The organism is Streptomyces sp. SID5643, from assembly GCF_009872555.1.
GTDB classification, from domain to species: domain Bacteria; phylum Actinomycetota; class Actinomycetes; order Streptomycetales; family Streptomycetaceae; genus Streptomyces; species Streptomyces iakyrus.
Genome location: NZ_WWIC01000219.1, coordinates 16,000 through 29,746 on the forward strand (window position 1 = coordinate 16,000; position 13,747 = coordinate 29,746).

The 13,747-nt window shown below is 71.7% G+C and carries 13 protein-coding genes; 3 read left to right on the forward strand and 10 right to left on the reverse strand.

Translation table 11 applies throughout. From position 1 onward, the window contains the following. Window position 1 precedes the first annotated feature (1 nt). From GTY56_RS41190 to GTY56_RS24910, 10 genes are all read right to left on the reverse strand, one after another. On the reverse strand, window positions 2-133 hold the full coding sequence (locus tag GTY56_RS41190; protein ID WP_272923394.1) for a hypothetical protein: 132 nt from the start codon (window positions 131-133) through the stop codon (window positions 2-4). Window positions 134-201: 68 nt separating this feature from the next. Continuing rightward, window positions 202-1,008, reverse strand: coding sequence for a GDSL-type esterase/lipase family protein (locus tag GTY56_RS24870; RefSeq protein WP_161367552.1), 807 nt, complete (start codon window positions 1,006-1,008; stop codon window positions 202-204). A 529-nt stretch (window positions 1,009-1,537) separates the two neighbouring features. Further along, window positions 1,538-2,695 (reverse strand): FAD-dependent oxidoreductase, encoded by a 1,158-nt coding sequence (locus GTY56_RS24875; RefSeq protein WP_161367553.1) that lies wholly within the window; start codon window positions 2,693-2,695, stop codon window positions 1,538-1,540. Further along, window positions 2,692-2,925 carry a ferredoxin gene (locus GTY56_RS24880; RefSeq protein ID WP_524540141.1) on the reverse strand — a complete coding sequence of 78 codons (234 nt, stop codon included), beginning with the start codon at window positions 2,923-2,925 and terminating at the stop codon, window positions 2,692-2,694. The genes GTY56_RS24875 and GTY56_RS24880 overlap by 4 nt, the downstream gene beginning before the upstream one ends. Further along, window positions 2,922-4,106 carry a cytochrome P450 gene (locus GTY56_RS24885; protein ID WP_161367554.1) on the reverse strand — a complete coding sequence of 395 codons (1,185 nt, stop codon included), beginning with the start codon at window positions 4,104-4,106 and terminating at the stop codon, window positions 2,922-2,924. Before GTY56_RS24885 ends, GTY56_RS24880 begins: the two co-directional genes overlap by 4 nt. A gap of 148 nt (window positions 4,107-4,254) precedes the next feature. Next, complete coding sequence (locus GTY56_RS24890) at window positions 4,255-4,608, reverse strand: DoxX family protein (RefSeq protein ID WP_161367555.1); 354 nt, start codon at window positions 4,606-4,608, stop codon at window positions 4,255-4,257. Beyond that, a complete protein-coding gene (locus GTY56_RS24895) occupies window positions 4,605-6,572 on the reverse strand; it encodes an acetoacetate--CoA ligase (protein ID WP_202510686.1) in 1,968 nt (655 codons plus the stop codon). Before GTY56_RS24895 ends, GTY56_RS24890 begins: the two co-directional genes overlap by 4 nt. Continuing rightward, complete coding sequence (locus tag GTY56_RS24900) at window positions 6,569-8,152, reverse strand: bifunctional 3-(3-hydroxy-phenyl)propionate/3-hydroxycinnamic acid hydroxylase MhpA (protein ID WP_161367556.1); 1,584 nt, start codon at window positions 8,150-8,152, stop codon at window positions 6,569-6,571. Before GTY56_RS24900 ends, GTY56_RS24895 begins: the two co-directional genes overlap by 4 nt. A gap of 18 nt (window positions 8,153-8,170) precedes the next feature. Continuing rightward, window positions 8,171-9,148: a fumarylacetoacetate hydrolase family protein gene (locus GTY56_RS24905; protein ID WP_161367557.1), complete on the reverse strand. Its 978-nt coding sequence runs from the start codon at window positions 9,146-9,148 to the stop codon at window positions 8,171-8,173. A gap of 30 nt (window positions 9,149-9,178) precedes the next feature. Then, complete coding sequence (locus GTY56_RS24910) at window positions 9,179-10,324, reverse strand: VOC family protein (protein ID WP_161367558.1); 1,146 nt, start codon at window positions 10,322-10,324, stop codon at window positions 9,179-9,181. 136 nt (window positions 10,325-10,460) lie between these two features. Here GTY56_RS24910 and GTY56_RS24915 point away from each other — a divergent pair, with 136 nt between their 5' ends. The 3 genes from GTY56_RS24915 to GTY56_RS24925 form a co-directional block, all read left to right on the forward strand. Next, window positions 10,461-11,117 (forward strand): TetR/AcrR family transcriptional regulator, encoded by a 657-nt coding sequence (locus tag GTY56_RS24915; RefSeq protein WP_161367559.1) that lies wholly within the window; start codon window positions 10,461-10,463, stop codon window positions 11,115-11,117. Window positions 11,118-11,380: 263 nt separating this feature from the next. Next, the gene (locus GTY56_RS24920; protein ID WP_237525013.1) at window positions 11,381-11,584 is read left to right on the forward strand and encodes a hypothetical protein; all 204 of its coding nucleotides are present in this window, start codon (window positions 11,381-11,383) and stop codon (window positions 11,582-11,584) included. Between the two features lie 73 nt (window positions 11,585-11,657). Then, window positions 11,658-13,747 (forward strand): SpoIIE family protein phosphatase (locus tag GTY56_RS24925; RefSeq protein ID WP_161367560.1); only part of this gene is annotated, 2,090 nt, incomplete at its 3' end.

Here is a 13,747-nt window from a genome sequence, read left to right on the forward strand (position 1 = left end):
GTCACAGGGAGACGGCACTCAGGCCCGGGCCGCTTCGCGAGTCGAGCGGATGCCCGCCGCCGACCCACGCCACCGCCGGGTCGGCCGACACCATGAGCACGGCGACGGGCTGCTCGGCCCGCGTGGCTTGCACTCTGCCCAAGTACCGACCGACCGGGGGTTCAGTACGAGGAGCCACCGGCATCGCCGCAGGCCAGAGCATCACGCCGCTGGGGAGGTGTCCCCAGCGGGCAATGCCACCGGAAGCAGCGCCGGCCGCTTGGCCTGACGGCCGTCGCCGGAGGAGCGGCCACGCAGGCGGCGGCCGATCCAGGGGCCGAGGAAGGTGCCGGCCCAGCGCAGTTCGGCACCCACGGCCCTCCAGGGAGAGACGTCCATCCCCGCGACCGGAAGGGGCAGGGCCCACTTGTCGTCGCTGCCGGGCAGACCGAGCGCCTGGGCCACGGCTGCGGCGATGCGCGCGTGCCCCAGCGGGCCTGCATGCAGCCGGTCGGCACTCCACAGCCGCGGATCGGTCGCCGCCGCGTGCGCTGCCGTCTCCGCGACCACTACGCCGTGGCGGTCGGCTGCCTCCCGAATGCGCACGTTGAGAGCGAGAACGCGGTGACCGATCGGGCGGGCCAACGGCGTGATGCGCCCGACGTCGGGAAACATGAGGGTCGCGACGGTGGCGCCCTGCGCGGTGAGGGCGGCGAACATCGCCTCGACATGACCGGCCACCTCGTCGAGGTCGCAGCTCGGACGCAGCACGTCATTGACGCCGGCCACCACGGTGGCGAGGTCGGGCCTCATCGCGAGAGCGGCACCGAGCTGCTCGGCGCGCACCTGACCGGCCTTACGGCCGCGCACCGCGAGGTTGGCGTAGCGCAAGCCGGGGCTGTGGCGGGCGACCTGTTCAGCGAGCCGGTCCGCCCAGCCCCGGAGACCACGGACTTCGTCGCCGTCCCCGAGCCCCTCTGTGTGACTGTCACCCAAGGCGACATAGCGCAGATACGCACTGCTCGACACGGGGCGGACCGCCTCTCGTCTCAACGCTGGAAGTGGCACACGATCATGTGGGCAACTATGCACCTAATCGCATTGTTGAGTAGGAGGGTAGCCACCGGATCACCTTCCTGCAAAGTGACACTGCTCTGGGAGGAGCCCAGACCGCCGAGAGCGGTCCACCGCCCCGGGTGCACCGCGTACTCGACAGTGCGCAGACGCCGACCCCAGCACGTGGAGTGGCAGCAACTCCGGTGCAGCGTCCGTGACCTGGCGGAAGTCCACGCCGACAGCGCGTGTGCGTAAAGCATCGGCAGTGCGCCCCTGAGGCGTGCGGCTCGCGCTCAGCGCGGCGTCTGCGCACCGCGCGGAAAGCCTTGGGCACCGCCGTCCCCGGGCGGGGGGAGGCCATGAGCGAGGCGACCAGGTCGCAGTGGACGCGACAGGCGCGCTTCCCGGGGGCCGGCTTGATCGGCCGGGTGCGCCGCGGAAGGGCGCCCCGGCCATGTACGCGCCCGCATCGTCCTCACGTCGCGACGCTCATCTGCCGCCGTCACGGTGACGGCGGCAAAGACGTGGCCGCCAAGGCCCGCAGCGCGGCGACGGGTTTGCGCAGTCCGTAGGCGACCACCGTCGACGTTCCGTCGGCATGGGTCCAGGTCAGCAGCGCGCGTCCGTCGGCCACGCTGCCCTGCACCGTGGTCGGTTCGCCCAGGAGCGGCAGGCGGCCGACGATCTTGACGGTGAGACCGGCGACCTCGGTCCAGAAGTAGTCGTCCTGCGCTGGTCCTGGCGGAGGGAGACCGAGAGCGGAGGCCGCCGCGGTCCTGCCCTGGGCGACGGCGTTGGACCAGAAGGGCGCACGCCGGCCGGGTCGTGCGCCGTCGCCGCGGAGGTAGGTGACGTCGCCGGCGGCGAACACGCCGGGCACCGTGGTGGCGCAGGCATCGTCGATACCGACGCCGAGGCGGTCGGCGAGGCCCGTCCCTGCCAGCCAGCCGACGCTGGGTACTTCTCCGGCGCAGGTGACCACCAGGTCCGCGGTGAGTTCGGTGCCGTCCGGGAGCGCCACGCCGCGCACGGGGTCGCCGGTCAGGGTGACGAAGCCGGTGGCCTGTACGAAGCGGATGCCGTGTGCCGCGGCACGCGCGGTGATCTCGGCAGACAGGTGGTCGCCGAGGATGCGTCGCAGCGGCCGGTCGGCGTCCACGACGGTGACCGGGATACCGCGCGCGGCGCAGGCGCCGGCCACCTCCATGCCGAGGAAACCGGCACCGACCACGATCGCCGAGCCGGCGTCCGCCAGGCGGGCGCGGAGCAGGCGGGCGTCGTCCAGGGTGCGCAGGACGACTTCGCCCCGCTGCCCGGAGGCGGCGAGCCGGCGGGCGTCGGCGCCGGTGGCGACGATCAGCGCGTCGTAGCCGACCCGACGGCCGTCGGCGGTCGTGACGGTGCGGCGCCGGGTGTCGGCCGCGACGGCGGCCGAGCGGATGACGTCGACGTCGAGTCCGTCGAGGGCCAGGCCCAGGGTCCGGTCCGCGGCCGGGTCCTTCAGGACCACCTTGGACAGGGGCGGGCGGGAGTACGCGCCGTGCTCCTCGGCACCGATGAGCGTGACCGGTCCGGTGTGGCCGAGGGTGCGCAGGTGGCGGACGGCTGTGGTGCCGGCGAGTGACTCGCCGACGACGAGCACCGAGCGCGGTGCGGTCACGACAGGACTCGCAGGGCGGAGACCGGGCAGGTGTCGACCGCCGCGCGCGAGGCGGTCCGATGCTCGTCGGGTATCTCTGCGCCCTCGAAGTGGTGGGTGAGTTCGGCGTCGTCGTCCAGGCTGAAGACGCCGGGGGCCTGCTCGGCGCAGAGGCCGTGGCCTTCGCAGCGCGCGTAGTCGACGGAGACCTTCATGGTGCTGTCCTCGGAACGGTCAGGCGTGGGGGTCACGCGGGGATGAGTTCGAGAGGCAGGCTCTCGAGGCGGTGGATGACGTTGTTCAGGGCCCACTCGGGTGTGCCGGCCACCTCGATGCGGTCGACGCGGTCGACCAGGGCGCGGAGCATGGCGGAGGTCTCCATGCGGGCCAGGCCCTGGCCGGCGCAGCCGTGGGTGCCCTGCCCGAAGCCGAGTTGGCGGGCGGCGTTGCGGCGGATGTCGAAGGTGTCCGGGTCGTCCCACTCCAGCGGGTCGCGGTTGGCGGAGCCGTAGAGGACCAGCACCCGGGAGCCCTTGGGCAGGGGGATTCCCGCGAGTTCCGTGTCGTGGGCTGCGGTCCGGGAGAAGGCGCGGATCGGGGATGCGTAGCGGACGACCTCGTTGACCGCTTGCGGCACGAGGTCCGGGTCCGCCTTCAGCAGGCCCCACTGTTCCGGGTGAGTGGCGAACAGGTGCAGGGCGCTGGAGATGGCGCTGATCGTGGTGTCCAGGGACGGCGCCAGGTAGTCGATCATCATCGTGGCGCACTCGTCCGGCATCATGCGGCCTTCGTCTGCGGCACGCAGCAGGTCGTGCCCCATGCTGCCGTCCAGCACGGACCGGTCGCGCACGACACTGCGCGCGTAGCGCAGCATGCCGAGGGACGCCGGGAGGGTGCGCACCGCCTGGCGGTTGAACGGGCCCAAGGCGTCGAAGGTGGCGCCGGCCCATCGCAGCAGGTGCTCGCGGCCCTGCCGGGGCCAGCCGACCAGGTCGGGGACGACGGCCATCGGCAGAGCCGTGGCGACCTCGACGGCATCGACCGTCCGGCGGGCGACGGCGGCCGCGACCACGGTGGCGGCCTGCTTCTCGACCGTGTCCTGCATCGTGCGCAGTGCCCTGGGGGTGAGCCGGTGTGCGAGGAGGGAGCGGCGGCGGGCGTGGTCATCGCCGTCGCTGAACAGTGTGGTGCCCTGGCCCACACAGTTGGCGACGGGGTTCAGGGCGACACCACCCGAGGAGACGAAGGTGTCGTCGTCCAGCAGTACCTGCTTGCACTCGGCATAGCGTGGCAGGGCGTAGACCTTGTGCTTGCTCAGCCGGACCACGGGGCCGAGTGCCCGCAGCGCGGCGTAGTGCGGATACGTGTCGCGGATGGCCGAGGCCGAGTACAGATCGGGGTGGTAGACGGGTATCTCCGCATGTATGGGCATGAAGTGACCTCCTGAAGGTGCGGTGAGAGAGCGTGAGACATGACGGTGCGTGTCGGGGCCGACTGGTCCATGGACGGCTGACGGGAGCGCGGCCTCGGCGAGTTCCCGCCAAGGTCGTCCAGGTGCGTCAGGGACCTCACCCGAGCCGTCAGCCGGCCGCGAGCGCCATCCCCGCGTACGCCACCGCCGTCACAGCCAGCACGGCGGCGGGCAGGGCCCGCACGGGCGGGTCGCCTTGGCGCAGGTGCACCACCACGGCAGCCACCATGAGCAAAGCCAGCCCGGCAGCGGCGGCCACGCCGAGCGGGGCCGAAGCCAGACCGAGCAGCAGTCCCGCGGCTCCGGCGAGTTCCAGGGTGCCGACGACTCGGTAGAGGCCCGTTGACATGCCGAGGTGCGTGGCTGCCTCACGCATGAACGGCACGGCGGCGATCTTCGCCAGCCCCAGAGGGAGGAGGACGAGGGACAGCGTGACGGCGAGGGTGGTCTGTGCGGTCGTCATGCCGATCGGTCCCTGCGTCCGGCGCCCAGGTGGGCGTAATAGTCGATGAGCTCGGGGGCATCCACGGCTGCGGGGTTGACGACCTGTTCGGCCGGGGCGCCCTGGAGGAGGCGTTTGACGGGGACTTCGAGTTTCTTGCCGGTGCGGGTGTGCGGAATGCCGGGGACCTCGAGGATGTCGTCGGGGACGTGGCGGGGTGAGGCGCCGGTCCGGATCGCTTCCCTGATCCTCTCGCGCAGGGCGTCGTCCAGGGTCTCGCCGGCGGCGAGCACCACGAACAGCGGCATCCAGTATCCGCCACCCGGCTCCTCCACACCGATGACCAGCGCCTCCGCGATCTCCGGGAGGCGTTCGACGACATCGTGGATGTCGGCGCTGCCCAGGCGGACGCCGTTGCGGTTGAGCGTGCTGTCGGAGCGGCCGTGGACGATCACCGAGCCGTGGGAGGTGAGAGTGATCCAGTCGCCGTGGCGCCACGCACCGGGATAGAAGGAGAAGTAGGCGTCGCGGTAGCGGGTGCCGTCGGGATCGTTCCAGAAGGACAGCGGCATGGACGGCATCGGGCGGGTGACGACGAGTTCGCCGACCTGGTCCACGACGGGGAAGCCCTCGGCGTCAAAGGCGGCCAGCGCCACCCCCAGGTGGGGTGCGGACAACTGTCCCGCCCAGACAGGTGTGTTGGGCGCGCTGCCCGCGAAGCCGGAGACGACGTCGGTGCCGCCGCTGATGGAGGCCAGCAGCACGCGTTCGCCGACGTGGTCACGGACCCAGGGGTAGGCGGAGGCAGGCAGGGCGGAGCCGGTGCAGCCGACCACGCGGATCGACGACAGGTCGTGGACGGACGGGTCGATGCCGAACTTCTCCATGCCGAGCAGGTACTGGGGGCTGGTGCCGAAGACGGTGACCCGGTGACGCGCGGCCAGCTCCCACAGGACGTCGGGCTTCGCGAGGGGCGCCGGGCTGCCGTCGTACGTGCAGGTCGTGGCGCCGGTCAGCAGGGTCGAGGCGACGAGGTTCCACATCATCCAGTGCGTGGTGGTGTACCAGAGCAGGCGGTCGCCGGCGCCCAGGTCGGAGTGCAGGCCCAGGGTCTTGAGATGCTCCAGCAGGACTCCGCCGTGGCCGTGGACGATGCCCTTGGGCAGGCCGGTGGTGCCGGAGGAGAACACGACCCACAGGGGGTGGTCGAACGGCACCGGGACGCAGGTGAGTTCCTCGGTGCGGGTGGAGGCGTCCTCCCACGGGACGATCAAGGACGGGCACGCCCGCGCCATCCACGGCAGGCCCACGTGGTCCACCAGCACGGTGGCCTTCAATGTCGGCAGCGCGGCCGCGAGTTCGAGGGCGGCGTCGCGGCGGTCGTAGGTGGTGCTGTTGAAGAGGTAGCCGTCGGCGGCGACCAGGACGGTCGGTTCGAGCTGGGCGAACCGGTCGGCCGCCGCCTTGGGGGCGTAGTCCTGCCCGCACACCGACCACACGGCGCCCAGACTCGCGGCGGCCAGGAACGCGACGATCGCGTGCGGCGTGTTGGGCAGATAGCCCACCACCCGGTCGCCCGGCCCCACGCCGAGCTCGCGCAGGGTGGCCGCGACCGAGGCGACCTGGGCGCGCAGGTGGCCGGCGGTCACCTCGTAGCAGGAGCCGGTCTCGTCGAGGGCGATGACCGCCACGGCGTCGTCGGCGTGGTTGCGCAGGGCGTGGTGCGCGTAGTTGAGGGTGGCGCCCGGGAACCAGCGGGCGCCGGGCATCCGCTCCTCCGCCAGCGCCCGCTCGTACGGGGTGTCCGCGTCGATGTCGAAGTACTCCCACACCGCACCCCAGAAGCCCTCCAGATCGGTGACCGACCAGCGGTGCAAGGTGGCGTAGTCGGAGCCGGGCATCCCGATGTGGCGGGCGAAGTCCATGATGTGGCTGTCCGCGACGACCTGCGGATCAGGCGTCAGGAAGGGGTCGGGCACGCTCATCGTGTGACGCTCCTCAGCAGGCTGTTGTCGACGGTCCGGGAGGAAGGGTGGGGGCCGCGCGTGGTGTGCAGGAGGGACGCCCAGGCGGAGGTGTCCGTGAAGTCGGCGCCGCCGGCCGGGACGATGTCCATGACGATGCGGTCGGGACGCAGCAGTACGGCGTCCGCCCGGCCCGTGCGCAGCCAGGCGGCGAGGGTGCCGTCGTCGCCGAAGTCCGTGACGGGGATCGCACGGATGCCGAGCCCGTGGGCAAGGGCGTTCAGCGAGGGTCCGGGTTCGGCGGCGGTCAGGAGGGCGAAGGAGTCGCCGAGCAGCTCGTCGAGGCGGGTACGCCGCCCGTCGGCGGTGATCCACGGTTGCGGACAGTAGGTGCCCGCCAAGCCCCTGCGAGTACGGCGTCGGACGAGGGGCCCGGTGGTCAGGGGCGGGCTGAGGTCGCGGCCGGCCGCCGTGGTGAGCGCGGGTATGCGGCAGGCTGCGGCCAGCAGCCTGCGGCGCACCGCGGCGGCGCCGTCCTGGCCGCCGGTCATGGCCCAGCCCATGGCGACCGCGAGCCGGATGACATGGCGGGCATGCGGTTTGCGCTCGCTCTCGTACGTGTCCAACAGCGCTTCCTCGCCGCCTTGTTGCAGGACCCGGGCGAGTTTCCAGCTGAGGTTGTAGGCGTCCCGCAAGCCCGCGCAAAGGCCTTGCCCGATGAAGGGCGGAGTGAGGTGGGCGGCGTCGCCGAGGAGGAAGACCCGTCCGCTGCGCCAGCGGTCGGCGACTCGTGCCCGGAAGGTGTACTGCGTCTCACGGACGACCTCGAAGTCCCCTTGGTACGACTGCGGCAGCCACGGGGCGATCAGCTCGCGGACCGGCTCCTGACCGTCCCGCAGCCGGAACTCCCAGCGGTAGCGGTCCTCACCGACGCGCATGAAGGTGGCCGGCCGGTCCGGGTCGCAGACCTGGTCGACGCCCTCCCAGCAGCGGACGTCCGCCGTCGTGCGGACGTCGACGACGGACCACTGCTCTTCGAAGCGCAGGTCCTCCCATGCGGCGCCGATGGCCTCGCGGGTGAGGCTGCCCGCACCGTCACAGCCGAGGACCGCCTCGGCCCACAGCTGGTGCTCGCCGTCGTCGTCGCGGTAGGTCACGCGCACGGGGCCGGCCGTGTCCGGTCCGACGGCGGTGGCCTCCACACCGCCCCGCAGTTCGCACTCCGGGCGCCGGGTCAGGGCAGCGCGCAACAGTCGTTCCAGCTCGGGCTGGTCGAACATGCTGGTCTGCGGGTAGCCGTGCAGGCCGCGCTCGGTGCGGCGGAACTCGGCCATCACCCGGTGCCGGGCGTCCAGCAGCCGCAGCCCGTTCGCCGGGCGGGCGATGGCTGCGAACTCCTCCCCCACGCCCGCGGCCTGGAGGATCCTGCGTACCTCGTCGTCGGCGGCGACCGCGCGTGGCAGCGGGTAGACGTCCTGGTGGCGTTCGAGGACTACGCTGCGGATTCCGCGCCGGGCGAGGAGGAGGGCGGCGGTCACGCCCACGGGTCCGGCCCCGATGATCACCACGGGTACGGCGGCCGGGTTGTGCTCGACGGTCATGTGCGGCTCACCTCTGCCCTACTGCGCGTCCTTGACGGGCGTACGCTGCTCGCCGAGGTCGATGCGGCCGTCCGGGGTCGCGATCGTCGCCGTGATCACGTCGCCCGCGTGCAGGTAGTGCGGGTTCTTCGCCTGGCTCTTGAAGAACGCCTTCCACTTGACGGCGGGCGGCAGCAGCGCGCCGATCTTCTCGACCGGTTTCGGCGGGGCCTTGAGGGCCGTACCGCCGGGGGTGCCGGTGAGCAGCAGGTCACCGGGGTCGAGGGTCTGGAAGCGGGCCAGGAGGGTCAGGGCCTGCGCCGGGCGGACGATCATGTCGGCGAGAGTGCGGTCCTGGCGCAGTTCGCCGTTGACGGACAGCTTCAGCCGCAGGTCGAGGAGGTGCGCGAAGTCCTCCGGCTCCAGCAGGGTGAGGTACGGCCCCGTCGGCGTGAAGGTCGGGTACGACTTGCTCTCGTAGAACTGCGTCTTGGTCAGCTGGACGTCCCGCGCGCTGACGTCGTTGGTGATGACCAGCCCGGCGACGTACGAGGGCAGGTCCGGCTCGGCGACTCGGGTACCTATGGGCAGCGGCGCGCCCATGACGAGGCCGAGTTCGATCTCGTAGTCGAGGAACTTCACATGCGGGGGCCGGATGACGGCGTCGCCGGGGCCGCTGACCGAGCCGGACGCCTTGCGGAAGAAGGCGGGCGGGATGTCACCGGTGAAGCCCGAATCCCGGGCGTGACTACGGTAGTTGACCATCTGCGCGACCACCCGGCAGGGGGTGGTGAGCGGCGAGAGGGCGACCAGGTCGGCGACGGGTGTGCCGGGTTCACCGGAGAGCGTGGCCGCTTGTACGGCGGCCCGGTCGGCGATCAGTTCGGCGGTGGTGACGGCCTTGGTGTCGACCGGGACGGCCCGGGCGATGGAGGTCTCCCCTGCTGGAGCGGAGTCGAGAGCTTGAGGGAGGACCGCCCACCACCCGTCGGCGGTGCGCAGGACGTTGATGCTCATGTCGGTTTCTTTCGTGAGTGAGCTGAGGATTCAGGACTTGGCGGCCTTGAGCAGACCCAGCAGACGCGCCATGTCCATCTCGTTGTCGTCGCGCAGGGCCTCGATGGCGTGGCGGACCCGCTCGGGGGTGGGGGTCGCACCGAGGAAGTCACGCGTGGCCGGCGGACCCCACTGGGCCAGCCCGCTGGTCGAGAAGGCCGCCCAGCCGGGCTCGATGTCGCAGGAGAACAGGTCGCCGTCGGCGAAGTGCTCCAGCATGAAGTGGTCGGGATCGCGCCAGTAGTCGAAGAGCTGGCTGCCCTGGATGTGCCGCCCGATGCCCCAACTGCGCTTGTAGCCACGCTCCTTGAGGTACTCACCGCCGGCCGCGATCGAGTCCAGGTCGGTGACCTGGTAGGCGGAGTGGACATAGCCGGTGCCCGGCCCCAGGTGCATGGCCAGCGTGTGGTGGTCGGCCGGCACGCTGCCGAGGTCGCAGCGGATGAACGCCATGACCGGGCCGCGCTCGCGCTGCCCGTCCAGGAACAGGAAGTCGGACACGATCATGCCGAGGGTGTCGAGGTACCAGTCCAGCGCCCGCGCGAACACCCGTGTCTCCAGCACCAGATGCCCCAGCCGCTGGATGCGGGACGGCTCGCGCGGCGGGCGCTGCGTGGTGTTCGTACGACGGTGAGCAGTACCGAAGTTGAGCAGCCGCGGCTGCTGCTCGGGCAGGGCAGAAAGCTGCTCACCGCAATGCACCACTCGCACCGGGAAGCCGGAGGGGTCGAGCAGGCCGACCGCCTTGCCGCCACCGGGCACGTCCGCGTCCCGCACGGCGGAGCCGGTGGCCCGCGCCAGCCGGTCCAGGTCGGCCCGCTCCGCCGCGCGGAACGCCGGACCGATGAAGCGTGAACTCCGGCCGCGCCGGATCACCATGCAGGGCGAGCCCGGGAAGGTGCCGCGCAGCCACAGCTCCCGCTCCGTGCGGGCGGCGACACCGAAACCGAAGTCGCGGGCGAAGACCTCCGCCCGGTCCAGGTCGGGCTTCTCGAACTCCAGCCAGGCCAGGTCCGCCACCTTGATGACGGGATTGCGGGAGCGGCCGGGGTGCTCGCCGCGCAGGGCGCCCTGGTCGCTGTGCAGGTCCTGGTGGGCCGTTTTGACGTCGGTCCCGTGGACGCGGGGTTCAGACATGGGTGCCCTCCGAGCGGCATCGCCTCAATGAGGGAATCATCAAGTTTGACAGTAACGTCGTCAAGACCTTCACGAAATGAAATGATGATTCCATCAGAGATGCTGTCGTCATCGCCCCCGCGGTTAGACTCTGTGCATGCCTACGTCAGCCCCGTCCAGCAACCGGTTCGAGCGGCGCCGCGCCGAGACCCGTCGCGCGCTCGTTCGCGCCGCCCGGCAGATACTCGCCGAAACCGGGGACACCAGCGCCAGCATCCAGGCGATCGCCGAGCGCGCCGACGTCGGCTTCGGCTCCTTCTACAACCACTTCGAGTCCAAGACGGAGCTGTTCGAGGCAGCCGTGGTGGACGCCCTGGAGGAGTTCGGCCAGACCTTCGACGAGCACCTCGCGGAGATCGACGACCCCGCGGAACTCGTCGCGGCGGGCTTCCGGCTCAGCGCCCGCATGGCCGACTCCCACCCCGAGCTGATGCAGGTCCTGCGCCACCGCGGCATGGGCCACATCCACTCGGACAACGGCCTGGCCCGGCGTGCGCTGCGCGACCTCCAGGCCGGCCTCGCCTCCGGCCGCTTCACCCCCGTCGACCCGGCGGTCGCCCTGTCCGCACTGGGCGGAACGCTGCTGTCCCTGGTGGAGCTGAGATTCGCCCGCCCCGACCTGGACGGCGACGAGGCCGCGGTGAACCTCGCCGAGATGGTCCTGCGCATGCTGGGCGTCCCACAGGACGACGCCCACGAGGTCGCCCGGCGCCCCCTGCCCGACCTCGCCTCACCGGCCACTCCTTCGCGGTGAGCGACGAGCTCGGCCGGAAGGTGGCCGAGCGGCCGACGAGGTCGTTGCGCCGATCGCGTTCCGCCGTGGGTTCTGGCCTACGCCGCGGCCGGCCTGATCGTCGTCGCCGCACTCGGCGGACTGACCGTCAGGTCCCGTGACCGGCGGCCCGCCTGGTACAGGGAGTCGTGCCGCCGGTCATCCGACCCGGCTCGCACCGGAGTGTCCCGCTGCGTCACCGCCGGGCCGGCTCGCACTTGGTGCGCCCCTGCCGCCTCAGGGGTGTGCGGCGACGTACCACCCGATGCCCGGTCCCGGGCGACCACGCCGACTGCGTCCTGCGCCTCGACGACCCGCAGGCGCTCCAGCCGCCGGCCCTCGCTCATCGCGACCCCGCTCCGGCCTCACCGGCCGCGCAGGCGTTCGTGCGTCTCGCGCTCACCCGCCTGCCCGGGCAGGGGGCACCTGGGCTGGAGGAGGCGTCATGAGGGCGCCGTCCGGCGGTGTCGTGATGTTCTGGTCTCGGTTGCCCTGGCCGGACAGAGGAACAATGCTGAATCCATGGAACAGGTCTACGCCGCGGCGATCGTCGATATGCGGGGGGTGGTGAGGGCCTGGAGCGACGGTGCGCGCGACCTGGTGGGATACACGTTCGACGAGGTGGTGAACCGTCCGGCCCATGAACTTCTGGCTGAGGACGTCAGGGCCGACGCGGTCGCGAACCTGTCAGGCATGGTCGTGCTGCGCCACCGGGATGGCTCGTCCGTTCCGCTCGCCCTCACCGCCTGCGCCGTGCTCGGCGAGAGCGGGGAGCAGTCCGGGTACGTGATCACCGCCGATCCTCCCGGCGGGCCGGAGGCGACCGTGGCGGGTCAAGCCTTCCAGCAGGCCTCCTTGCCCATGTCGGTGTTCGACACCACGCAGCACTACATGCGGCTGAACGACGTGGCCTGCGCCATCATGGGAGTTCCGGAGGAGGCGCTGTTGGGACAGCACTTCCCGGAGAGCGTGGAGGACCGCCAAGCGCATCGCGGCTGGCTTGATCATCTGCGTCAGGTCGTCGCCACAGGCCGCCCGGTCCGCTACGAGAGCTTCACCGGGGCCCCCGCCCTGAACCGGGAACACTCCTGGACCACCGACATGTGGCCGCTGCGGAACGGTCACGGTCAGGTCCAGGCTGTGGGCATCGCGTCATTCGACAGCACCGAGCAGTACTGGGCCCGGCAACGTCTCGCCCTGCTGGACGAGGCCGCGGCCTCGATCGGCACGACCCTCGACGTGGTGCGCACGGCCGAGGAGCTGATCGAGCTGCTGGTCCCCCGCTACGCCGACTTCGCCAGCGTCGACCTGCTGGAGTGGGTCTTCGAAGCGGAGAGGCTGCCCGACCTTCCGTTGCGGGACATCGTCCTGCGCAGGGTCGCGCACGGATCCGGCACGAAGGGAACACCTGAGGCCGCCATACCTGTGGGCGACACCGACACCTATTCACCGTTTTCCCCGCCGGCGAAAGCCCTGAGGGCGGGGCGGGCCGTGGTCAGTCAGGCCGGCGAGCCGGACTTCGTGCGCTGGGTCGCCGAGCGCAACGCACGCGCCCCCGCTGGCAGCCCCTACCGCAAGGGCGCGCACTCGATGCTCGCCGCGCCGCTGCGGGCGCGGGGTACCACCCTCGGAGTGGTGGTCGGCGTGCGGATCGCCAACCCGGACGACTTCGGCGCTGACGACACCGTCCTCGCCGAAGAGGTCGCCAGCCGGGCCGCCGTGTGTATCGACAACGCCCGGCGGTTCGCCCGGGAGCGCGCCACGGCCCTGGCCCTCCAGCACAGCCTCCTGCCACGAGGGCTGCCCGGACAGGCCGCCGTCGAGGTGGCCCACCGCTATCTGCCCTCCGATTCGCTGGCCGGTATCGGCGGGGACTGGTTCGACGTGATCCCTCTGTCCGGCAGCCGGGTCGCCCTGGTCGTCGGTGACGTCGTCGGGCACGGCATCCCCTCTACGGCGACGATGGGCCGCCTGTGCACCGCGGTCCGCACCCTCGCGGACGTAGACCTGCCACCGGACGAGCTCCTCACTCACCTTGACGACCTCGTCGTCCACCTCGCCTCCGACGAGAGCGGCGAGGCGGCGGAGCTCGGCGCGACGTGCCTGTACGCCGTCTACGACCCGGTGTCGCGGCGGCTGAACCTCGCGGCGGCCGGCCATCCGGCGCCCGCGGTGCTGCCGGCCGACGGCAGCGCAGCCCTGGTGGAGATGACCGCCGGTCCGCCCCTGGGCATCGGCGGCCTGCCCTTCGAGGCGACCGAGCTGGAGCTGCCCGAGGGCTCGGTGCTCGCCTTCTACACCGACGGTCTGATCGAGGACCGCGACCGCGACGTCGATCACGCCACCGCCGAGCTGTGCCGGGCGCTGTCCGCACCGGCGGGCACCCTCGACATGCTGTGCGACACGGTGCTCAAGACAGTGCTTCCGGAGGAGCCCGGTGACGACGTCGCACTGCTGCTGGCGCGCACCCGCGCGCTGGGCACGGACCAGGTCGCGACCTGGGACATCACATCGGACCCCGAGCGCGTGGCCGCCGCCCGCCAGGCCGCCGGCGAGCAGCTGGCCGCCTGGGGGCTGGACGAGGCGGCGTTCGTCACCGAACTGGTCGTCAG